General features: G+C 64.6%; 18 protein-coding genes. 3 read left to right on the forward strand and 15 right to left on the reverse strand.

All coding sequences use genetic code 11. The annotated features are described in order from the left end of the window. A complete protein-coding gene (locus QTI66_RS01225) occupies window positions 1-843 on the forward strand; it encodes a DUF2950 family protein (RefSeq protein ID WP_286556900.1) in 843 nt (280 codons plus the stop codon). A gap of 54 nt (window positions 844-897) precedes the next feature. On the opposite strand, the gene QTI66_RS01230 is transcribed toward QTI66_RS01225, so the two are convergent. From QTI66_RS01230 to argA, 8 genes are all read right to left on the reverse strand, one after another. After that, the gene (locus QTI66_RS01230) at window positions 898-1128 is read right to left on the reverse strand and encodes a hypothetical protein (RefSeq protein WP_286556902.1); all 231 of its coding nucleotides are present in this window, start codon (window positions 1126-1128) and stop codon (window positions 898-900) included. 211 nt (window positions 1129-1339) lie between these two features. Continuing rightward, window positions 1340-3370 (reverse strand): ABC-F family ATP-binding cassette domain-containing protein, encoded by a 2031-nt coding sequence (locus QTI66_RS01235; protein ID WP_286556904.1) that lies wholly within the window; start codon window positions 3368-3370, stop codon window positions 1340-1342. Window positions 3371-3415: 45 nt separating this feature from the next. After that, a complete protein-coding gene (gene prmB, locus QTI66_RS01240) occupies window positions 3416-4276 on the reverse strand; it encodes a 50S ribosomal protein L3 N(5)-glutamine methyltransferase (RefSeq protein WP_286556905.1) in 861 nt (286 codons plus the stop codon). Beyond that, window positions 4273-5445, reverse strand: a complete 1173-nt coding sequence (dapE, locus tag QTI66_RS01245; RefSeq protein WP_286556908.1) for a succinyl-diaminopimelate desuccinylase — start codon at window positions 5443-5445, stop codon at window positions 4273-4275. The genes prmB and dapE overlap by 4 nt, the downstream gene beginning before the upstream one ends. A gap of 13 nt (window positions 5446-5458) precedes the next feature. Then, on the reverse strand, window positions 5459-6607 hold the full coding sequence (locus QTI66_RS01250; protein ID WP_286556911.1) for a PilT/PilU family type 4a pilus ATPase: 1149 nt from the start codon (window positions 6605-6607) through the stop codon (window positions 5459-5461). 60 nt (window positions 6608-6667) lie between these two features. Next, complete coding sequence (gene dapD / locus QTI66_RS01255) at window positions 6668-7492, reverse strand: 2,3,4,5-tetrahydropyridine-2,6-dicarboxylate N-succinyltransferase (RefSeq protein WP_286556914.1); 825 nt, start codon at window positions 7490-7492, stop codon at window positions 6668-6670. Window positions 7493-7528: 36 nt separating this feature from the next. Further along, window positions 7529-8734, reverse strand: coding sequence for a succinyldiaminopimelate transaminase (gene dapC / locus QTI66_RS01260; protein WP_286556916.1), 1206 nt, complete (start codon window positions 8732-8734; stop codon window positions 7529-7531). Window positions 8735-8807: 73 nt separating this feature from the next. Next, the gene (argA, locus tag QTI66_RS01265) at window positions 8808-10157 is read right to left on the reverse strand and encodes an amino-acid N-acetyltransferase (protein ID WP_286556919.1); all 1350 of its coding nucleotides are present in this window, start codon (window positions 10155-10157) and stop codon (window positions 8808-8810) included. Here argA and hrpA point away from each other — a divergent pair. Further along, the gene (gene hrpA / locus QTI66_RS01270; RefSeq protein ID WP_444814934.1) at window positions 10156-14241 is read left to right on the forward strand and encodes an ATP-dependent RNA helicase HrpA; all 4086 of its coding nucleotides are present in this window, start codon (window positions 10156-10158) and stop codon (window positions 14239-14241) included. The two genes, argA and hrpA, sit on opposite strands and share 2 nt — an antisense overlap. 6 nt (window positions 14242-14247) lie before the next feature. Here hrpA and QTI66_RS01275 read toward each other — a convergent pair whose 3' ends face one another. After that, complete coding sequence (locus QTI66_RS01275; protein WP_286556922.1) at window positions 14248-14406, reverse strand: DUF3309 family protein; 159 nt, start codon at window positions 14404-14406, stop codon at window positions 14248-14250. Between the two features lie 120 nt (window positions 14407-14526). Beyond that, window positions 14527-15438 carry a LysR family transcriptional regulator gene (locus tag QTI66_RS01280; protein ID WP_286556924.1) on the reverse strand — a complete coding sequence of 304 codons (912 nt, stop codon included), beginning with the start codon at window positions 15436-15438 and terminating at the stop codon, window positions 14527-14529. A gap of 106 nt (window positions 15439-15544) precedes the next feature. On the opposite strand from QTI66_RS01280, the gene QTI66_RS01285 reads away from it, so the two are divergent. Further along, window positions 15545-16294 (forward strand): SDR family oxidoreductase, encoded by a 750-nt coding sequence (locus QTI66_RS01285; protein WP_286556925.1) that lies wholly within the window; start codon window positions 15545-15547, stop codon window positions 16292-16294. A gap of 13 nt (window positions 16295-16307) precedes the next feature. Here the strand turns inward: QTI66_RS01285 and QTI66_RS01290 are convergent, their stop codons facing one another. From QTI66_RS01290 to lptF, 5 genes are read right to left on the reverse strand one after another with little or no spacing between them, the layout of a single operon-like run. After that, window positions 16308-17486: a pyridoxal phosphate-dependent aminotransferase gene (locus QTI66_RS01290; RefSeq protein WP_286556927.1), complete on the reverse strand. Its 1179-nt coding sequence runs from the start codon at window positions 17484-17486 to the stop codon at window positions 16308-16310. Continuing rightward, entirely contained in the window at window positions 17483-18424 is a 942-nt protein-coding gene (locus tag QTI66_RS01295) for a CysB family HTH-type transcriptional regulator (protein ID WP_286556930.1), read from the reverse strand. Before QTI66_RS01295 ends, QTI66_RS01290 begins: the two co-directional genes overlap by 4 nt. A gap of 56 nt (window positions 18425-18480) precedes the next feature. After that, complete coding sequence (locus tag QTI66_RS01300) at window positions 18481-18861, reverse strand: sirohydrochlorin chelatase (RefSeq protein WP_286556931.1); 381 nt, start codon at window positions 18859-18861, stop codon at window positions 18481-18483. Window positions 18862-18866: 5 nt separating this feature from the next. Next, window positions 18867-19979 (reverse strand): LPS export ABC transporter permease LptG, encoded by a 1113-nt coding sequence (gene lptG, locus QTI66_RS01305; protein ID WP_286556932.1) that lies wholly within the window; start codon window positions 19977-19979, stop codon window positions 18867-18869. Next, window positions 19976-21085 carry an LPS export ABC transporter permease LptF gene (gene lptF / locus QTI66_RS01310; RefSeq protein ID WP_286556935.1) on the reverse strand — a complete coding sequence of 370 codons (1110 nt, stop codon included), beginning with the start codon at window positions 21083-21085 and terminating at the stop codon, window positions 19976-19978. Before lptF ends, lptG begins: the two co-directional genes overlap by 4 nt. Window positions 21086-21088: the final 3 nt, after the last annotated feature.

Below are 21088 nucleotides of genomic sequence, written 5' to 3' on the forward strand. Positions count from 1 at the left end.
ATGCGATTGATCAGCACCCTCCAACTGCGCCGCGCCGTGATGGCGTGTGTCCTGGCATTCGTTCCCGCTGCCGTCGTGCATGCGCAGGCGGCGTATCCCACGCCCGAAACCGCAGCCGATGCATTGGCAACGGCACTCTCCCGTGGCGACCGCGACGGCGTGCGCCACGTACTGGGCGCACAGTTCATGCGCTACGTGCCCGAGCATTCTGTGGATGCCGACGATGTCTATGCCTTCCTCGAAGCCTGGTCGAAGGCGCATGGCATCGAGCAGGTCAACCCGACCAGGGCCTTGATGGTCGTGGGGGAGAGCAAATGGCCCTTCCCCGCGCCCATCGTGAAGTCTGCGCGCGGCTGGCAATTTGACCTTCGCGCCGGGCAGGCTGAAATGCAGGGCCGACGCATCGGCCGCAACGAACTCGCCGCCATCGGAACGCTGCAGATGCTATGCGATGCGCAGGCGCGCTATGCGCTATCGGCGGGGCAGGGCAAGCCCGCCAGCCGCATCGTGAGCACGACGGGTCGGCAAGACGGCCTCTATTGGCCTGACGTTGGTGGGCAGCAAAGCATCCTGGGCCCCGACGCACTGATCATGGAAGCGGACACCCCGCCCGATGCCGCGCTGCATGGCTACCACTACCGCATGCTGCCCGGTGCAAGCGACGCCAGGGGTTGTGCGTTTGTCGCTTGGCCTGCGCGCTATGGCACTGATGGGGTTCACAGCTTTGCGATCAGTTCTGATCGCGTGGTGCGTGAGCGCGACCTGGGCCCGGCCACCGCCAAGTCGGCAAGCCGCCTGGCGCGAGATCGCCTGGAAACCGGCTGGACGCCTGTTCAGCAGTAGTTCAAGGGTGGTGGGAAACTTGTCGCCCCCGAAGAGAGGGCGACGCTTGCGGGATCAGGCGAACTGGTCGCCGTTGCCTTCGACGCGTGACGCGTCGGCCAGCGCGGATGCAAAGATGCCTACTGCATGGGCGCGAAGCAACTCTTCGCGCAAGGCCGTTTCGAGTTGGACTCGTGCCGAGTCCGGCCGGTCGTGATCGTATTCCTCGTCGAGTTCGCAATGCAGGTAGTAGTCGACCCGCCTCATCAACCGCTCAATGGACGCTGTGATGTCCGATTCGTTCATTCAACTGCTCTCCCGGGTGATTCATGCCGAAGTGAAGAATGCCATCCGCATGAACAACACTGTCTCCCGTCATACCTAAATGTGAATAGATATGACTTTATACAGTGTCGGCAAATCACCTATCCCCCACAGGGATGGTGTTTCATGAGTTTCGTCGTGTGACAGCAACTTATTTTCAGCGACCCACGGGAACTCCCTGGGCGGAACATTATCACGCGCCGGTGGCTTCCAGTTCGTCTGAAATCTCCAGCCAGCGTTCTTCAAGTCTGGAAATCTCGTCGTTGACGGTCTTGAGACGCTTGCCGGCCTCGGCGATGGCTGCAGGTGGCAACGATTGCGCGAGTTGCGCCTCAAGTGCGCCTCGCTCCGCCGTTGCCGCGGCCAGGCGCTCGTCGATTTTGGCGATCTCCTTGCGAAGAGGCTTTTGGCGTTCGTTGCGTTCCTGGCGGGCTTGCGCGTCGTGCTGACGTTGCTCGCGTGAAGTCGCGGCAGGCGCCTCGGCCACCGGCGCCTTGACCGCGGCAGCGACAGCGACAGCGACGGGCGCGGGCGCCGGCGTCGCCGCAGCTGCCGTGCGGGTCGCTTCACGCGCTTCCTCGCGCAGGCGCTTGGCTTCGTCCAGCAGGTAACGCTGGTAGTCGTCCAGATCGCCGTCGAAATCGGTGACGGCGCCGCGACCGACGAGCCAGAACTCGTCGCACACCGAGCGCAGCAGCGCGCGGTCGTGGCTCACGAGCATCAGCGTGCCTTCAAATTCGTTGAGCGCAACGGCGAGTGCCTCGCGCGTGGCCAGGTCCAGGTGGTTGGTCGGCTCGTCCAGCAGCAGCAGGTTGGGGCGCTGCCAGACCATCATGGCGAGCACCAGGCGGGCCTTTTCGCCGCCGCTCATGGTGCCGACGGCCTGCTTGACCATGTCGCCGCTGAAATTGAAGCTGCCGAGGAAGCCGCGCAGCGCCTGTTCACCCGTCGCTTCCTTGACCGAGGAACCCAACTCGCGCGCCATGCGCACCATGTGCTCCAGCGGCGTGTCCTGCGGGCGCAGAACGTCGAGTTCCTGCTGCGCGAAGTAGCCGATGTTCAGGCCCTTGCCTTCGGTCACGGTGCCGGCCAGGGCGCCCATTTCACGCGCGATGGTCTTCACCAGGGTCGACTTACCCTGGCCGTTCGCGCCCAGGATGCCGATGCGCTGGCCCGCGAGCACCGAGCGGCTCACGCCGCGCAGGATGGTCTTCGGTTCGGCGTCTTCCATGACGTAGCCGAAAGACGCATGGCTGATCGACAGCATCGGATTGGGGATGTTGCCCGGCTCCTTGAACTCGAAGGTGAAGTCGGCTTCCGCCAGCAGCGGCGCGACCTTTTCCATGCGCTCCAGCGCCTTGACGCGGCTTTGCGCCTGCTTGGCCTTGCTGGCCTTCGCCTTGAAGCGGTCGATGAACTTCTGCAGGTGCGCGATCTTGTCCTGCTGCTTGGCGAAGGCGACTTGCTGCTGCTCCATCTGGAGCGCACGCATTTCCTCGAACTTGCTGTAGTTGCCGCCGTAGCGGGTCAGGTTGGCCTGGTCGATGTGCAGCGTGACGTCGGTCACCGCATCGAGAAACTCGCGGTCGTGGCTGATGACGATCATCGTGCCAGCGTATTTCTGCAGCCAGGCCTCGAGCCAGACCAAGGCGTCGAGGTCCAGGTGGTTCGTGGGTTCGTCGAGCAGCAGCAGGTCGCTGGGGCACATCAGCGCGCGGGCCAGTTGCAGGCGCATGCGCCAGCCGCCGGAGAAGCTGTTGACCGGGCCATCGAGTTCGTGGCTCTTGAAACCCAAGCCGAGGATCAGCGCTTGGGCGCGCGGCACGGCGTCGTGCTCGCCGGCGTCGGCCAGGTCGGTGTAGGCGTGGGCCAGGGCCATGCCGGCGTCGTGATCGTCCGGATCGGCCTCGTGCGCGCGCTCGGCCGCATCGAGGGCTTCGCGCAGTTCGACCAGGCGCGTGTCGCCGCCCACCACGAAGTCGGTGGCCGACTCGTCGGTCTCGGGCATGTTCTGCGCGACCTGCGCCAGGCGCCATTGCTTCGGCACGGAAAAGTCGCCGCCGTCTTCATGCAGCGTGCCGTTGAAAAGCGCGAACAGGGTGGACTTGCCGGCGCCGTTGCGGCCCACCAGCCCGACCTTTTCGCCAGGGTTGATGGTGACGCTGGCGCCATTGAGCAGGACTTTGCTGCTGCGACGCAGGACGACGTTTTTTAAGGTAATCATGTCAGTGTGGCCCGGCTGCTCAGTGTGAGCGCACAGGCCGTTGATTCAAAGGGATTCGCGGGTGACCAGCAATACCTGGTCTTCGCCCGCACTGGTGCTGAGCCATACCACTTCGAGTTCTGGAAATGCTGCTTCGAAATAGGCGCGTTCATTGCCGATTTCGAGCACGAGCACGCCGTCGGGCGTGAGACACCCTGGCGCTGCGGCGAGCATGCCACGAATGAAGTCCATGCCGTCTTCGCCGCCCGCCAGCGCCATGTCGGGCTCGGCGAGGTATTCGGCGGGCAGGGCACGCATGCTCTGCGAATTGACGTAGGGCGGATTGCAGAGAATCAGGTCGTAGGGACCACGCACGTCGGCAAGGCCGTCGGACTTGAGCAGGGTGATGCGCGAGTCGAGTTCGTGCCGCGTGACGTTGATGGCGGCGACTTCCAGCGCTTCGGGCGACAGGTCGGCTGCGTCCACCGTCACGTCCGGATAGGCCATGGCCGTGAGCACGGCGAGGCTGCCATTGCCGGTGCACAGGTCGAGCACGCGCTTCGTGTGTTCGCCGAGCCACGGATCGATGGCGCCGTCGGCCAGCAGTTCGGCAATGAAGCTGCGCGGCACGATGGCGCGCTCGTCGACGTAGAAGGACACGCCTTGCAGCCACGCTTCGCGCGTCAGGTAGGCGGCAGGCTTGCGCGATTCGATGCGCTCGGTGAAGAGTTGCCCGATCTTTGCGGCATCGGCCGGCGCCACTTCGCGTTCGGCCACTGAGTCCAAGTCGTCCAGCGGCAGGCGAAGGCGCCACAGGACGAGCCACACGGCTTCGTCAAAGGCATTGGTGGTGCCGTGCCCGAAGGCCACGCCCGCATCGGTCAGCCGCTTCGCGCCGACCTCGATCAACTGCATGACAGTACTCATACGCGGCCCAATTCTTCAAGCTTGTGCAGCGTGCGGCCGTAGATGTTCTTGAGCGTCTCGATGTCATCGACGGCAATGTGCTCGTCGATCTTGTGGATGCTGGCGTTGACGGGGCCCAACTCCACCACCTGCTTGCAGATCTTGGCGATGAAGCGCGCGTCGCTGGTGCCGCCGCTGGTCGACAGTTCGGACTCGATGCCGGTTTCGTCGCGAATGGCTTGCTGCACCGCCGCCACCAGTTCGCCGGGCGTGGTCAGGAAGGGCAGGCCGCCGATCGTCCACTTGAGCGTGTAGTCGAGTTGATGCGCGTCGAGCACGCCGTGCACGCGCTTTTGCAGCGATTCAGGCGTCGATTCCGTCGAGAAGCGGAAATTGAAGTCGATCACCGCGTTGCCGGGGATCACGTTGCTCGCACCCGTTCCGGAGTGAATGTTGCTGATCTGCCAGCTCGTTGGCTGAAACCAGCTATTGCCGGCGTCCCAGCCGCCCGCCGCGTTGATGGCCACCAGTTCCGCCAGCGCCGGCGCAAAGCTGTGGACCGGGTTGCGTGCCAGATGCGGATAGGCGATGTGGCCCTGGATGCCGTTGATGGTCAGCCGCCCGCTCATCGTGCCGCGCCGGCCGTTCTTGATCATGTCGCCGGTGCGCTCGACTGCGGTGGGTTCGCCCACGATGCAATAGTCGATGACTTCGCCGCGCTGGGCCAGCTTGTTGCAGACGATGACGGTGCCATCGACGCCCGGACCTTCTTCATCGCTGGTGAGCAGCAGCGCAAGGTTGAGGCGCGTGTCGGGTTGCGCCATGAGGAATTCCTCGATTGCGACCACGAAGGCCGCGAGCGACGTCTTCATGTCGCAAGCGCCCCGGCCGTAGAGCTTTCCATCGCGGTGCGTTGGCGTGAAGGGCGGGCTGGTCCATTGCTCCAGCGGGCCGGTCGGCACGACGTCGGTGTGGCCGGCTAAAACAATCGTCCTGGCGCCGGGCGCCTGCGAGCGCCGGATGGCCCACAGGTTGGTCACCCGAAAGTCTTCAGGGCCGCTCTCAATGGTTTCCAGCGCGAATCCCAGTCGCTCCAGCCGCTCGCCGAGGATCTGTTGGCAGCCTCCGTCTTCCGGCGTGACGGAGGGACGCGAGATCAGTTGTTCGGCAAGGTGAAGCGTTCGGGACATTGAAAGGGAAAGGCTAGAACCTCACGTCGAGCGTGATGTCCGTGAAAGTAGGCTCCTCGACCTGATCCATCAGGTTTCGGTCGTCGGGGCGTTCGGCGGGCGCGTTGCGGTTTTGCAGGCGCCACATCAGGTTGGTGGGCGAATCGGCGTTGGCCAGGCCCTCGGCGCGGTCGACCATGCCATCGAGAATGAGGCGCGCGATGTCTTCCTCGAAGGTCTGCGAGCCTTCGGCCATCGACTGCTCCATCGCTTCCTTGACGCTGGAGAAGTCGCCCTTTTCGATGAGTTCGGCCACCAGCGAGGTGTTGAGCATGACTTCCAGTGCCGGCACGCGGGCGCCCGAGGGCGTGCGCAAGAGGCGCTGCGCGATGATCGCGCGCATGGCCGAGCCCAAGTCGCCCAGCAGGGTGGGCCGCACTTCGACAGGATAGAAACTCAGGATCCGGTTGAGCGCCCGGTAGCTGTTGTTGGCGTGCAGCGTGGCCACGCACAGGTGGCCCGACTGGGCATAGGCAATGGCCGCGCTCATCGTCTCGCGGTCGCGGATTTCGCCGATCTGGATCACGTCGGGCGCCTGGCGCAGCGCGTTCTTCAGGGCGAGTTGCAACGACTGCGTGTCGCTGCCGACGTCGCGCTGGTTCACCAGCGACTTCTTGTTGCGGTAGGTGAACTCGATCGGCTCTTCCACCGTGAGAATGTGGCCGCTGGCGTGCTCGTTGCGGTAGTCCAGCATCGAGGCCAGCGTCGTGGTCTTGCCGGCGCCGGTGGCGCCCACCATCAGGATCAGCCCGCGCTTTTCCATGATGAGGGTCTTGAGGATGTCCGGCAGGTTCAGGTCGGCAAAGGACGGAATGGTCGACGGGATGTGCCGCACCACCACCGCATAGGTGCCACGCTGGCGCATGGCGCTGATGCGGTAGTTGCCCGCACCGTCGAGCGCGATGGCCATGTTGAGCTCGCCGACACGCTTGAGTTCGTCAATGCGGTCGGCAGGCACGACTTCGGAAAGCAGCGATATGGGCGCTTCGGCCGGCAACACCTGGGCGTTGATCGGCAGGCAGTTTCCGTTGATGCGGATCAGTGCCGGCGAGTGCGCCGAGAGGTAGATATCCGAGGCCTTGCGCTCGGCCATCAGTCGAAGAATGCGCTCCATCGTGCTCATCGGCTCTTTCCTCATCGTGTTGTCGTTCAAATCGAACCCGGTTGCCCGTGAAAACGGCGATCAGTCGCGCAGCAGATCGTTCAGCGAGGTCTTGGAGCGCGTTTGCGCGTCGACCCGCTTCACGATGATGGCGGCGTACATGCTGTATCGGCCGTTGTCCCGGGGCAGCGTGCCGCTGATGACAACAGAACCTGCGGGCACACGGCCATAGGTGATTTCGCCAGTCGCGCGGTCGTAAATCGGCGTGCTCTGGCCGATGTACACGCCCATCGACAGCACGGAGTTCTCTTCGACGACCACGCCTTCGACCACTTCCGAGCGGGCGCCGATGAAGCAGTTGTCTTCGATGATGGTCGGGCCGGCCTGCAGCGGCTCGAGTACGCCGCCGATGCCGACGCCGCCCGACAGGTGCACGTTGGCGCCGATCTGCGCGCACGAACCCACGGTGGCCCAGGTGTCGACCATGGTGTTTTCACCCACGTAGGCGCCGATGTTCACGTAGCTGGGCATCAACACCGCGCCCTTGGCGATGTAGCTGCCACGGCGCGCGACGGCCGGCGGCACGATGCGCACGCCGGCTTCCTTGAGCTCGCCCGCCGACAGGTGCGAGAACTTGGTCGGCACCTTGTCGTAGAAGCCGAGCGAACCGGCTTGCATCTGCTCGTTGTCCTTCAGGCGGAACGACAGCAGCACGGCCTTCTTGATCCACTGGTGCACGGTCCACTGGCCGACAGCTTCGCGGGTGGCAACGCGCAGGCTGCCGTTGTTCAGCTCGGCGATCACGTGGTCGACGGCGTCGCGCACTTCCTTGGTGGACGCGGTGGAGGAGATGTTGGCGCGGTCTTCCCACGCGGCTTCGATGGTCTGCTGGAGTTGCTGTGTCATTGGACTGCTCTGGTTTGAATGGGGGCAGGGCGCGCGTCAGCGGCCCTTCTGGACAAATTGGACGATGCGTTGTGCGGCTTCCACGCATTCGGCGGTGTCGGCCACGAGGGCCATCCGGATGCGGCCACGCCCCGGGTTGTCGCCTTGCGCGTCACGGGCCAGGTAACTGCCTGGCAAAACCGTGACATTGTATTGAGCGTAGAGCTCGCGGGCGAAAGCAGCGTCGTCGCCTTGCCACGCGGGCGGCACGCCGGCCCATAGATAAAAGCTCGCGTCGGGCAGGCGCACGTCCAGAACGGGTTCGAGCAACGGGGTTACCGCGGCGAACTTGGTGCGGTACTGGAAGCGGTTGTCCACCACGTGCGATTCGTCGCCCCACGCGGCGATGCTGGCCGCCGCCACGGCACCGCTCATTGCGCTGCCGTGGTAGGTGCGGTAGAGCAGGAAGGCCTTGATGATCTCCGCGTCGCCCGCCACGAAGCCGCTGCGCAGCCCCGGCACGTTGCTGCGCTTGGAGAGCGACGTGAGCGCGATCAGGTTCTTGAAGTCGCCGCGCCCGAGCTGCGCCGCCGCTTCGAGCCCGCCCAGCGGCGGCTCGTCACGGAAATAGATTTCGCTGTAGCACTCGTCCGATGCAATGACGAAACCATGCTGGTCCGACAGCGCAAAGAGCTTGCGCCACTCGTCCAGCGGCATCACGGCGCCGGTCGGGTTGCCCGGCGAGCACACGAAGACCAGTTGCGTGCGCTGCCAGACCTCGGCGGGCACGCTGTCCCAGTCCACGGCAAAGTTGCGCGCCGGCACGCTCGGCACGTAGTACGGCTCGGCGCCCGCGAGCAGGGCTGCGCCTTCGTAGATTTGATAGAAGGGGTTGGGCGAGACCACGATGGGCGCCGGCGTTGCGCTCGCGTCGATCGCCGTTTGCGCCAGGGCAAACAGCGCCTCGCGCGAGCCGTTGACCGGCAGCACCTGCGTCGCCGCATCCAGCTCCAGCTTGTAGCGGCGCTTGAGCCACGCGGTGAAGGACTGGCGAAGCTTCAGGTCGCCGGCGGTGGCGGGGTAGGCCGCCAGCGCGCCGAGCCCGGCCGTCAGCGCGTCCTTGATGAAGCCCGGCGTCGCATGCTTGGGCTCGCCGATGCCCAGGCTGATGGGCGCAAAGGCCGGATTGGGCGTCACGCCCGCAAATAACTGGCGCAGCCGCTCGAAGGGATAGGGCTGCAGCTTGGCAAGCAGGGGATTCATGTCAGCGATTATCGGTGACCGATATCACGCAATGGGCATTGCCGATGCCGCCAGGCCAGGACGAGTCCTGCGCTCAAGTGAGTTTTTTCACCAGCACGAGGCTCTTTCGATCCCAGTTGTACTTTCGTTTGCGTGCCTCGGGCAGCCAGTCGGGGTCGACCTGCTGGAAGCCGCGCTTGATGAACCAGTGCATGGTGCGGGTGGTCAGCACGAAGATGCTGTCCAGCCCCATGGCCTTCGCCCTTTGCTCCACGCGCTTGAGGATCTTCTCGCCGTCGCCTTGCGACTGCACGTTGGGGGAAACGGTCAGCGCCGCCATCTCGGCCGTGCGCGCCTCGGGGTAGGGGTAGAGCGCCGCGCAGCCGAAGATCACGCCGTCGTGCTCGATCACGGTGTAGTTGTTGACGTCGCGCTCGATCTCGGTGCGGTCGCGCTTGACCAGCGTGCCGTCGCGCTCGAAGGGCTCGATGAGCTGCAGGATGCCGCCGATGTCATCGGCCGTGGCCTCGCGCAGGCTCTCCAGCTTTTCGTCGACGACCATGGTGCCGATGCCGTCGTGCACGTACACCTCCAGCAGCAGCGAGCCGTCCACCGAGAAGGGCAGGATGTGGCTGCGCTCGACACCCGCTTCGCAAGCCTTGACGCAATGCTGAAGGTAGAAGGCCGTGTCGGTCGGCCGCTGCGCTGGCGCCAGCGTCGCCATCAGCTTCTTGGCGGTGTCCAGCGGCAGCTCGGTGTCGATCGGGTTGTCTTCGCTCACCGGATGGGTGGCGTCCAGCGCGATGCCCGGAATCTCCGTCAGGAAAATCAGCTTGTCGGCCTGGATCGAAATGGCGACGCTGGTCGCGACTTCTTCCATCGTCAGGTTGAAGGCCTCGCCCGTCGGGGAGAAACCGAAGGGTGACAGCAACACCATCGCCCCGAAATCGAGCGCGCGGCGGATGCCGGCCTGATCGACTTTGCGCACCAGGCCCGAATGCTTGAAGTCGACGCCGTCGACCACGCCTACCGGACGTGCGGTGATGAAGTTGCCCGAAATCACGCGCACCGTGGAGCCGGCCATCGGCGTGTTGGGCAGGCCCTGGCTGAACGCCGCTTCGATCTCGTAGCGCAACTGGCCGGCGGCTTCCTGCGCGCAGTCGAGCGCCACTTCGTCGGTGATGCGCATGCCGTGCGAATAGCGAGCCTCGTGCCCCTTGGCGCGCAACTGCTCGTTCACCTGCGGCCTGAAGCCGTGCACCAGCACCACCTTGACGCCCATGCTCTGGATCAGCGCCAGGTCTTGCGCGATGTTCTGCAGCTTGCCCGCCGCAATGGCCTCGCCCGCCATGGCGACCACGAAGGTCTTGCCCCGGTGCATGTGGATGTACGGCGCCACCGAGCGGAACCACGGAACGAAAGTGAAGTTGAAGACTGTGGACATGCGCCAATCAGAGGGAGTCGCGGGCCCGCGCGGTCCCTGGAAAGGACGGGGCGGGGATAATCCCGCGATTGTCTCCCAAGCTTTTCCTTTTGAGCCCCATGCTCAACCTTTGCCCTTGTCCGACGCAGCACAAACCACCGCCCTGAAGATCGAGTTCCCCGAGTCGCTGCCCGTTTCGGCGCGGCGCGACGAGATCGCCACCGCCATTTCCAAGCACCAGGTGGTGATCGTCTGCGGCGAAACTGGATCGGGCAAGACGACGCAGTTGCCCAAGATCGCGCTGGCGCTGGGTCGCGGCAAGATCAATGCGCCACCCGGCAAGGGCCGGTTGATCGGCCACACCCAGCCGCGGCGCATCGCGGCCAGCTCGGTCGCCAAGCGCATCGCCGAGGAACTGAAGACGCCGCTGGGCGAGGTGGTCGGCTTCAAGGTGCGCTTCCAGGATCGGCTGAGCCGCGACGCCTCGGTCAAGCTGATGACGGACGGCATCTTGCTGGCCGAGACGCAGACCGATCCGCTGCTCAAGGCCTACGACACGCTCATCATCGACGAGGCGCACGAGCGCTCGCTGAACATCGACTTCCTGCTGGGCTACCTGCGCGAGATCCTGCCGCGGCGGCCGGACCTGAAGGTCATCGTGACCTCGGCGACGATCGATGCAGACCGGTTTGCGCAGCACTTCGGATCAATCAAGGGTCCTGCGCCGGTCATCATGGTGTCGGGGCGGACCTTTCCGGTCGAGCAGCGTTACCGGCCTTTCGAGGAGTCGCGCGACTACGACCTGAACGATGCCATCGCCGATGGCGTGGACGAGTTGTGGCGCGATCCGCACAACGCGGGTGACATCCTGGTCTTCCTGCCCGGCGAGCGCGAAATCCGCGAGGCGGCGGAGCATCTTCGCAAGCACCTGGCGCATCAGCCTGTGATGCGAAACGCCGAGGTGCTGCCGCTGTTCGCGCGCCTGTCGCAGGCCGAGCAGGACCGCATCTTCGACGGCCACACCGGGCGGCGCATCGTGCTTGCGACCAACGTGGCCGAGACCTCGCTCACCGTGCCGGGCATTCGCTACGTGATCGACGCCGGCACGGCGCGCGTGAAGCGCTACAGCTTCCGCAGCAAGGTCGAGCAACTGTTGGTCGAGCCGATCAGCCAGGCCGCGGCCAACCAGCGGGCCGGGCGATGCGGCCGCGTGGCCGACGGCATCTGCATCCGCCTGTACGACGAGAAAGACTTCAGCGGCCGCCCGCGCTTCACCGATCCGGAAATCCTGCGCAGCTCGCTGGCGGGCGTCATCCTGCGGATGAAGTCGCTGCACCTGGGCGACGTATCCCGCTTTCCGTTCCTCGAAGCGCCGGCGCCGCGTGCCATTGCCGACGGCTACCAGTTGCTCAACGAACTCGGCGCGGTGGATGACGCCAACGAGTTGACGCCCATCGGCAATGAACTGTCGCGCCTGCCGCTGGATCCGCGTGTGGGCCGCATGATTCTCGAAGCGCGTTCGCGTGGCGCGCTGGAAGAGGTGCTGGTGATCGCCTCCGCGCTCAGCGTGCAGGACGTGCGCGACCGGCCGATGGAGGCGCAGACGCAGGCCGACCAGGCGCATGCGAAGTTCGATGACGAGAAGAGCGAGTTCAGTGGGTATTTGCGGTTGTGGAAGTGGATTCATGATGCGCGTGGGGGGCAGGGGGCACCGCCCTCACCCCAACCCTCTCCCGCGGGCGGGAGAGGGGGCAAGACACTCCCTCTCCCGCTTGCGGTCGAGGGCCGGGGTGAGGGCCTGCCCACCCACAAACTCAGCAACCGCCAATACGAGCAACTGCTGCGCCAGAACTTCATCAACATCCGCCGCGTGCGCGAGTGGCGCGACATCCATTCGCAGCTGCTCACCGTCGTCACCGAGCACAAGTGGCGCATCAATTCGACGCCCGCCAGCTACGAGCAACTGCACCTGTCGATGCTCTCCGGCCTGCTGGGCAACATCGGCTGGAAGCTGGAGGATGACGAAGCCTACCTGGGTGCGCGTGGCATCAAGTTCTATCGCCATCCCGGCGCGCACCTGAAGAAGAAGCCGGGCCGCTGGATCGTCGTCGCCGAACTGGTCGAGACCACGCGACTGTTCGGCCGGGGAATCGCCAACATCGAACCGCAGTGGCTGGAACAGGTCGGAGAGCATCTGCTCAAGAAGCAGTTGCTCGATCCGCATTGGGAGAAGAAGGGCGCACAGGTCACGGCCTTCGAACGCGCGACCCTGTACGGCCTCGTCGTCTACAGCGGACGGCGCATGGACTACACCAAGGTCGACCCCGTGGCGGCGCGCGAGATCTTCATCCGCGAGGCGCTTGTCGCCGGCCAGTGGGAGAGCAAGCTGCCCTTCCTGCCCGCCAACCGCAAGCTGGTGCGCGAAGTTGAAGCGCTCGAACACAAGTCGCGCCGCCAGGACGTGCTGGTGGACGACGAACTCATCTACGCCTTCTACGACGCCCAGCTTCCGCCCGATGTGTCGAGCGGCATCACGTTCGAGAACTGGTACCGCGCGCATTCGAGGGAGCAACCGCGGCTGCTCTTCCTGTCACGCGACGAGTTGATGCGCCATCAGGCCGCGGGCATCACCACGCAATCCTTTCCGCCCACGATTCGCCTGGGCGGTGTGGACTGCGCCGCGACCTATCTGCACGAGCCCGGCGATGCGAAGGATGGGCTCACCGTCACCATTCCGCTCTTCGTCCTGAACCAGGTGAGCGAAGAGCGCTGCGAATGGCTCGTTACCGGCATGCTCAAGGACAAGATCCAGGCACTCCTCAAGAGCTTGCCGCAACGGCCGCGCTCGCGGCTGGTGCCGCTGCCGGAAACGGCTATGCGCTATGCCGGGCAGCTTTCCTCGCCCGAGGCCTTTGGCCATGGATCGCTGACGGATGCCGTTCTCAAGCTGGTGCGCGATGCCACGAGCCTGGACGTCAAGCGCGCGGATTTCAAGCTCGACATGCTGTCCCCGCACATGTTCATGAACCTGCGCGTGGTTGACGAGCATGGCCGTCAGTTGGGTACCGGCCGCAACCTTGGCGCCATCAAGGCGGAACTGGGATCGCAGGCACGCGGTGCATTCCAGGCGCTCGCCGGGCTCAATGTGAAGAAGGCACCTGTAGCTCCCACGGATGGGAAAGCCGCCGGGGCGACACAGGCCAACTCAGCGCCGGCGCCCACCGCCAAGCCGGATGCGAACAGCACCTTGCCAGCTGGACAACGCTACACCGCATGGACCTTTGGCGAATTGCCCGAACTCATGGAAGTGCGACGCGGCTCGCAATCATTGATCGGCTTTCCTGCGCTGCTGGATGGCGGCGATGCCGTGACCATCGAAGTGTTCGACGAGCCGGACGTCGCCGCGGCCAAGCATCGAACAGGCCTGCGCCGACTCTTCGCGCTGCAGCTGAAGGACGCGCTCAAGTACCTGGAAAAGAATATCCCGGACATGCAGAAGATGGCCGTGGCATTCATGCCGTTGGGCACCCTGGAAGATTTGCGCGCGCAGATCATCGACGTGGCGCTTGATCGCGCCTTGCTGCAGGACCCCTTGCCCACCGACGAGTTCGCCTTCAAGCGCCGCGCGGAAGAGGGCCGTGGCCGTCTCACCTTGATTGCAAACGAAGTGGCGCGACTTGCGGGCATGATCCTTGCCGAATACGCCACCGCCGCCCGAAAGATCAAGGACACCAAGATCCAGCCCGAAGCCACGCAGGATGCCGCGCAGCAATTGCAACGCCTGGTCGGCAAGCGCTTCATCGCGGACACGCCGTGGGCAGCGCTGCAACACTTCGCGCGCTATCTGAAGGCGATCACCTTGAGGCTGGACAAGCTGCGCGCCGATGCGGCGCGCGATACCGCCAAGCTGGCCGAACTCAGGCCGCAGGAGCAACGCTACTGGCGGCTGGTGGCCGAGCGAAAAGGCGTGGTGGACGAAAGAATGAGTGAATTCCGCTGGCTGCTCGAAGAGCTGCGGGTGAGCTTTTTTGCGCAGGAGCTGCGCACGCCCCAGCCCGTCAGCGTCAAACGACTCGACAAGGCCTGGGCGCAGCTCGGAAGTTGATGAAGGCTAGATGCGTCCCATGAGCAGCAGGACGACCACCACGACCAGCACCAGACCCAACCCGCCGCTTGGACCGTACCCCCAGCTGCGGCTGTAACCCCAGCTTGGAAGCGCGCCAATCAGCAGCAGGACCACGACGATCAGCAGGATGAGTGAAAGCGACATGGACTTCTCCTAACGTGTTTTGAAAGAAGCCCCATGTTCGGCCCCGGCGCCCCGTTTCCCTAGGGACAGTGGCGCCTTCCGCGGTCAGGGGAGTCCTACTGAACGTGTCAGCGCGCATGCTCATGCAGGCAGGCCCTGGACCAGTCGCCGGGCAAGGCGCGGTTGCTGGAGCTGCGCGATCCACCACGCCAGTGCGCGCCCGTCGTGGTCGCCGCGCCAGGCGATGTAGAGCGTGTTGGGCTCGCGGGGATCGGCCATCGCTTTTTCGACCAGTTCGCCGCTTTGCAGCAGATGCGCGACGCGCTGGCGCGGCAACCAGCCGATGCCGAGGCCTTCCTTTTGCGCCATCACCTTGGCGCGCATGCTGGGCACGGCCAGCACCGGCTGGCCGCCCTGCAGGCCGTAGCTGCGGGCATCGATGCGGCGCGAGCTGTCCGCGACGACGATGGCCCGGTGCGCCGTCACCGCCTCGCGTTCGAGCGGCTCGCTCGCCTTGGCCAGCGGATGGCGGGGCGACACGGCGAACACCCAATCCATCACGCCAAGCTCCGCCCATTGCAGCTTTGGAATCGCGGGCGGCTCGTTGGTCGCACCCACCACCAGATCGGCTCGGCCGTCGCGCAGCGCTTCCCACGTGCCGCCCAGCACCTCGTGCGTGATGCGCAGCGATACGCCCGACTGCAGCTTGTCGAAACTCTGGATGACCGGCAAGAGGCTCTGAAACTCGATGACTTCGTCGGTCACGATCGACAGGCGATCCTCCCATCCGCTAGCCACCTGCTTGACCCGCTGCGTGAGCCGCGACATGTCCTGCGCGAGGCGCGCGGATTCCTGCGTGAGCAACTGACCAGCGGGCGTCAGCTGCAGGCGATAGCGCCGCCGGTCGAACAGCAGCGCATCGAAGCGCGACTCGAGCTGGCGTGCTGCGTGCGAGATGGTCGAGGGCGCCTTGCCCAGCCGGGCGGCGGCCCGCGAAAGGCTCCCGCTTTGCTGGATGGCCTCCAAAAGGGCCATTTCATCTTCGGTCAACATGTTCGGATCCTTCGAACGAGTTCATCGAAATGATGGTACGGCAAAGCTCGAATGGAAGAACACCATTCGTCTCACGGCAATTCGTCCGTATCGAAGGAGTTTGAAAATGAAGCGATTTGAAGGAAAGACAGTCCTGGTCACCGGCGGCAGCAGCGGCATCGGCCTTGCAACCGCCCAGGCCTTCGCCACAGAAGGCGCGCGCGTCGCCATCACGGGGCGAGATGCCACGGCGCTGGACACGGCGCAGGAGTTGATCGGTGGCGGCACGCTCGCCTTGCGCAACGATGCAGGCGATGTCTCGGCCGCCCGCAATCTGGCCGATGAATTGACACGCGCCGACGTCAGGCTGGACGCGGTGTTCATCAACGCCGGCATTGCCAAGTTCGCCGCGCTGGCCGATGTGAACGAAGCGCTGTGGGATCAGACCTTCAACACCAACGTGAAGGGCGCGTACTTCCAGATCCAGGCGCTGCTGCCGCTGCTCAATGCAGGTGCTTCCATCGTCATCAATGGTTCGATCAATGCGCACATCGGCATGCCCAGTTCCTCGGTGTACGCCGCGAGCAAGGCCGCGCTGATCTCATTGGCGAAGACGCTGTCGGCGGAACTGTTGCCGCGCGGTGTGCGCGTGAACGTGGTCAGCCCCGGCCCGGTGGTCACGCCGCTTCACAGCAAGCTGGGGTTCGATGCGGCCACGCTGGAAACCACAGTCGCGCAGATTCAGGCGCAGGTGCCGCTGGGCCGCTTCGGCACGCCGCAGGAGGTTGCATCGACCGTCCTGCACCTGGCAGCGCCCGAGTCGGCTTTCATCGTCGGCACCGAAATCGTGGTCGACGGCGGAATGAGCCAGCTCTGACGCCTGGCCGGCGTCAGAGCTTCGCGAGCCGCTCCAGCGCCGTGTTGATCGTTTCGTCCTTCTTGGCGAAGCAGAAGCGCACCACGCGCTGGTCGAATTCGTTGCCATAGAAGGCGGACAGCGGAATGGCCGCGACGCCGATCTCGCTCGTGAGCCACTGGCAGAAGTCTGCTTCACCCAGGTCGCTCACGTCCGAGATGTCGACGCACTGGAAGTACGTGCCTTCCGAGGGCAGCAGGCGCAGCCGCGTCTTGGCCAGCCCCGCGGCAAAGAGGTCGCGCTTGCGCTGGTAGAAGGCGGGCAATTCCAGGTAGGGCTTCGGGTCCGCCATGAAGGCGGCGAGCGCATGCTGCATCGGCGTGTTGACGGTGAACACGTTGAACTGGTGCACCTTGCGGAACTCGGCCGTCAGCGGCGCCGGGGCGGCGACGTAGCCCACCTTCCAGCCCGTCACGTGATAGGTCTTGCCAAAGCTGCTGACGATGAAGCTGCGCGCCGCCAGCCCCGGAAAGCGCGCAGCGCTCTGGTGCAGCGCGTCGCCGTAGACCATGTGCTCATACACCTCGTCGCTGATGACGAACACGTCGGTGGGTGCCAGCAGCTCTTCCAGCTTGCGCATTTCGTCGGCCGTCCACACCGTCGCGCTCGGGTTATGCGGCGTGTTGACGATGATCGCGCGCGTGCGCGGCGAGAGAGCGGCGGCGATCTTGTCGAAGTCGGGTCGGAAGGTGCCCGGCGTGAGCGGCACGCGCACCACCGTGCCACCCGCCAGGTCGATGTTGGGCACGTAGCTGTCGTAGCAGGGCTCGAGCACGATCACCTCGTCGCCCGGACGCACGATGGCCAGAATGGCGGTGATGATGGCCTGCGTTGCGCCAGCCGTGACGGTGATCTCGTCGGCCGCCCGGTACGTGTGGCCGTACAACGCCGCGACCTTGCTTGCGATGGCCTCGCGCAGCGCCGCGATGCCGGGCATCGGCGGGTACTGGTTGTGGCCCGCCGCCATCGCGAGGGTCACGTCTTCGAGCAGCTTCGGGTCGCAGCCAAAATCCGGAAAGCCTTGCCCGAGGTTTACCGCGTTCTTCTCCGCCGCAAGCGCGGACATGACGGTGAAGATGGTCGTGCCGACCGCTGGCAGCTTGGTGTCGATGGCGGGCGTGCGGGCTGGAACGTTGGGGGCTGCGGTGCTCACAGTTCGTAGTCCTCTTGATGACCGCTCAAGGCCTTGGCGATCAGGTTGCGGTCGAGTCGGTCGGAAAGCAGTTCGGCAAAGCGGAAGACGAAGTTGCGCAGGTAGGCGCTGCGCTTGAAGGCCACGCGGGCGATGTTCTGGCCGAACACCTGGCCCATGGGCTTCACGACGAGGTCTGCGTTGGAATCGTCGCGCACCGCCATCTCGGCCACGATGCCGATGCCCAGGCCCAGCCGCACATAGGTCTTGATGACGTCCGAATCAATGGCTTCCAGCGCGATGCGCGGCGTCAGCTTCTTGTGCGCAAAGGCGTGGTCGATGCGCGTCCGGCCGGTGAACGACGGGTGGTAGGTGATGATCGGCTCGGCCGCCAGGTCTTCGAGCGAAATGCGCTCCTTGCCGGCCAGCGGATGGTCCTTGGGCAGCACCAGCACGTGCTGCCATTCGTAGCAGGGCAGGGTGACCAGGTCGGGGTAGTCGGCCAGCGACTCGGTGGCGATGCCGATCTCGGCGATCTCGTCCATCACCATGCGGGCGACCTGGTCCGGCGAGCCCTGGTGCAGGCTCACGTTCACCTTGGGATAGGCCTCGCGCAGCCGGGCCACCGGCACTGGCAGCACGTAGCGCGCCTGCGTGTGGGTGGTCGCGATGGAAAGCGTGCCGCTGTCCTGCGCGCTGAACTGCTCGCCGATGCGCCGCAGATTGCCGACTTCGCGCATGATGAGTTCGATGCTCGCAATGACGTGCTGGCCGGGTTCCGTCACGCGCTTGAGACGTTTGCCGTGGCGGGCGAAGATCTCGACGCCGAGTTCTTCTTCCAGTTCGATGATGGCCTTGGAGACGCCCGGCTGCGAGGTGTGCAAGGCTTTCGCGGCTTCGGTCAGGTTCAGGTTGCGGCGTACCGCTTCCTGAACAAACTTGAATTGGTGCAAATTCATAACGAATTCCGTCTTTATTCGGATTTCATTATGCATTCGGAATCTATCAAATGTTTCTAGGCATCCTCAAATTTGATGGCAAGTTGGGCGAGCACGTCGATGACTTCAGGGGTCTCGCCCACGGCCCGGCGTAGCCTGAATGTGACGGCGGGATAGGCGGCCTCGAGGTCCGTCAACAAGCGCGGCAGGTCCTCCCGCAAGTGCTTGCCGACGCCCAGGAACAGCGGAAGGACGTCGACCGAGCCTACGCCTTCAGACACGAGTTCGTTCACGGCTGTGGGCAAATCCGGCCTAGCCGCTTCCAGATAGGCACAACGCACTGCCACCCCCGGCCCCGATTGCGCAACGCGCGCCGCGACTGCCTCGACGGGTTCCCGCCAACGGGCATCGCGCGAGCCATGCGCGAAAAGGACGATCCCACGAAGCGTCAAGTGCATGCCCGCTACCGCCGTATGACTAGCCACCCGAAGGCCCCCAGCGACATCAGCGTATAGATGATCCCCGGCGCGGCCGCCGTGATCCACGGCGCCCAGTTGCCCAAGTTACCGATGTAGCCAAACACGTTGTTCAGCAGGAAGAAGCTGATGCCGATCATCACGCCGCCGAAAACGTAGCTCGTGATGCCGCTCTGGCGGAAGTGCAGGTAGGCAAAGGGCAGGGCCAGCACCACCATCACCAGGCAGGACAAGGGGTAGAACACCTTGCGCCAGAACTGGATCTCGTATTTCTGCGCCGTCTGGCCGTTGGCGTCCAGATGCCGCACATAGTCGAACAGGGCGGCCGTGCTCATGCGCTCGGGTTTGAGCAGAGCCACCGACACCATCTCGGCGGTCAGCGTGGTCTTCCATTCCAGCTGCGGCGGGTGCGTGGTCTCGATGCGGGCGACGTCGCTGTCGGCGCGCGTTTCGTAGCGCTGGTGCTCCGCGCCCGTCAGCGTCCAGCTTCCACTGCGCGTGATGCGTGCCGATTGCGCGGTCGTCTGCGAGGCGAGGAAGCCCCGATCGTCGAACTCGAAGATGCGCGGGTCGCGCAGGCTGCCGTCGGGGGCAATGGACACGACATTCACCGAATAGGACTTGTCGCCCTGCTTTTCCTTGAGCCATGCGCCGGTGTTGCCCGTCATCACGTAGTAGCCCTTGTAGCGTGCCTGCAGGAGCTGCGACAGGCGGTCAGAGGCAGGCGTCACGTAGTCGCCAATGGCAAAGGTCAGGAACACGAATCCGAGCCCCATGAGCAGCAGCGTGCGCAGCGCCCGCCAGGGCCCCAGCCCGCTTGTGCGAAGGATGGTGTATTCGGAGCTTTGCGCCAGCCGCGCCATCACGAAGATCGTGCCGATGAGCACGGTGATGGGCAGCAACTCGTACAGGTGGCTGGGAATCAGCAGCGTCACGTAGAGCAGCGCCTGCGGCGTGCCGTAGCCCACCAGGTCCGCCCGGCCGATGGACTGGAGTTCATCGACGAAGTCGAAGAAGAAGAACAGGCACACAAAGCCGAAGGTGACGAAGCCCACCGACTTCAGCACCTCCACGTAGATCAGTCGACGAATGGTTTTCAAGGCTTGGGCTTGCTTTTCGATGAGCGGCGGGGAAGCAGCCGCGGTCCGTGCCAGTTGTTGTGGCGCTTGGCCAGCCACAGCAGCGTCAGGAGCAGCACGCCCCCGTGCAGCGCCACCAGATAAGCGGGCAGGCTGAAGCGACCCGAGCCGACCCAGCTCTCACCGAGATTGAGAAGGTTGTAGTAAATGACGAAGGCGAACAGCGCAAACAGCATGTTGCCGCTGCGGGTCACGCGCGGATTGACGCTGGAAACCGTCAAGGCCAAGATCACGAAGTTGAGCGCCGCGAGCACCATTCCGAAGCGCCAGCTGAACTGGCCCTGGTTGGGTGCCGTGGGGTCGCGCAGAAGCTCCAGCGTGGACTTGGCGCGCGGGCGCACCGCGTTGGGAGGCGTCGAGCTGTTGGTGCCGATCTTGGCGCCGTACACGTCGAACTCGCTGATCTGCAAGCCCGAGCCATCCATGTTGCGTTCCAGCCGCTGGCCATTGCGCAGCATCAGGTAGCGGGAGTCGTCGATGTTTTCGATCTGCCCCGTGTGCGCCGAGGTCACGAGTTGCTGGCCGTGCTCGATCGACGAGATGAAAATATTGGACGCCGTGGTGCCGTCCGCCGTGTCCTTGTCGATGAAGAACACGCGGTTGCGGCCCGCCGATTCCTGGAACTCTCCCGGCGCCACGCGGTCGATGTCGCCGCGGCTCTGGTAGCGGTCGCGCATGCCCTGGGTCTGCGAATTGGCCCACGGCCATCCCACGAAAGACAGCGCGCCGATGAGAATGAGCACCGGCCACGCGAACTGGAACAGGGGCTTGACGAAATTGCCCAGGCCCTGGCCGCTGGAGAACCAGATGGCCATTTCGCTGTCGCGGTACATCCGCGACAAGGTGCCGACAATGGCAATGAACAGGCAAAGGCTCAGGATCGTCGGCAAATAGCCGAGCGAGGTGTAAGCCAGCACCAAAAAGACTTCTGCTGGATTCACGCTCCCCTTGGCCGCAAGGCCCAGGGTGCGGATCAGCATCATCGTCACCACGATGGTGAAGAGCACGACGAACGTCGCGCCAAAGCTGCGCGCGAGTTCCTTGCGTAAAGAGGAATGGAATAACATCGT

The organism is Variovorax brevis, assembly GCF_030317105.1.
Taxonomy (GTDB): Bacteria; Pseudomonadota; Gammaproteobacteria; order Burkholderiales; family Burkholderiaceae_C; genus Variovorax; species Variovorax brevis.

Coding starts and splice junctions, on each gene's coding strand:
- QTI66_RS01280 (WP_286556924.1), bottom strand. CDS start 15,438: ATGTTGACCGAAGATGAAATGGCCCTTTTGGAGGCCATCCAGCAAAGC.
- QTI66_RS01235 (WP_286556904.1), bottom strand. CDS start 3,370: ATGATTACCTTAAAAAACGTCGTCCTGCGTCGCAGCAGCAAAGTCCTG.
- lptF (WP_286556935.1), bottom strand. CDS start 21,085: ATGTTATTCCATTCCTCTTTACGCAAGGAACTCGCGCGCAGCTTTGGC.
- QTI66_RS01295 (WP_286556930.1), bottom strand. CDS start 18,424: ATGAATTTGCACCAATTCAAGTTTGTTCAGGAAGCGGTACGCCGCAAC.
- QTI66_RS01300 (WP_286556931.1), bottom strand. CDS start 18,861: ATGCACTTGACGCTTCGTGGGATCGTCCTTTTCGCGCATGGCTCGCGC.
- QTI66_RS01285 (WP_286556925.1), top strand. CDS start 15,545: ATGAAGCGATTTGAAGGAAAGACAGTCCTGGTCACCGGCGGCAGCAGC.
- dapD (WP_286556914.1), bottom strand. CDS start 7,492: ATGACACAGCAACTCCAGCAGACCATCGAAGCCGCGTGGGAAGACCGC.
- argA (WP_286556919.1), bottom strand. CDS start 10,157: ATGTCCACAGTCTTCAACTTCACTTTCGTTCCGTGGTTCCGCTCGGTG.
- hrpA (WP_444814934.1), top strand. CDS start 10,156: ATGCGCCAATCAGAGGGAGTCGCGGGCCCGCGCGGTCCCTGGAAAGGA.
- QTI66_RS01230 (WP_286556902.1), bottom strand. CDS start 1,128: ATGAACGAATCGGACATCACAGCGTCCATTGAGCGGTTGATGAGGCGG.
- QTI66_RS01250 (WP_286556911.1), bottom strand. CDS start 6,607: ATGAGCACGATGGAGCGCATTCTTCGACTGATGGCCGAGCGCAAGGCC.
- dapE (WP_286556908.1), bottom strand. CDS start 5,445: ATGTCCCGAACGCTTCACCTTGCCGAACAACTGATCTCGCGTCCCTCC.
- dapC (WP_286556916.1), bottom strand. CDS start 8,734: ATGAATCCCCTGCTTGCCAAGCTGCAGCCCTATCCCTTCGAGCGGCTG.
- QTI66_RS01275 (WP_286556922.1), bottom strand. CDS start 14,406: ATGTCGCTTTCACTCATCCTGCTGATCGTCGTGGTCCTGCTGCTGATT.
- QTI66_RS01225 (WP_286556900.1), top strand. CDS start 1: ATGCGATTGATCAGCACCCTCCAACTGCGCCGCGCCGTGATGGCGTGT.
- prmB (WP_286556905.1), bottom strand. CDS start 4,276: ATGAGTACTGTCATGCAGTTGATCGAGGTCGGCGCGAAGCGGCTGACC.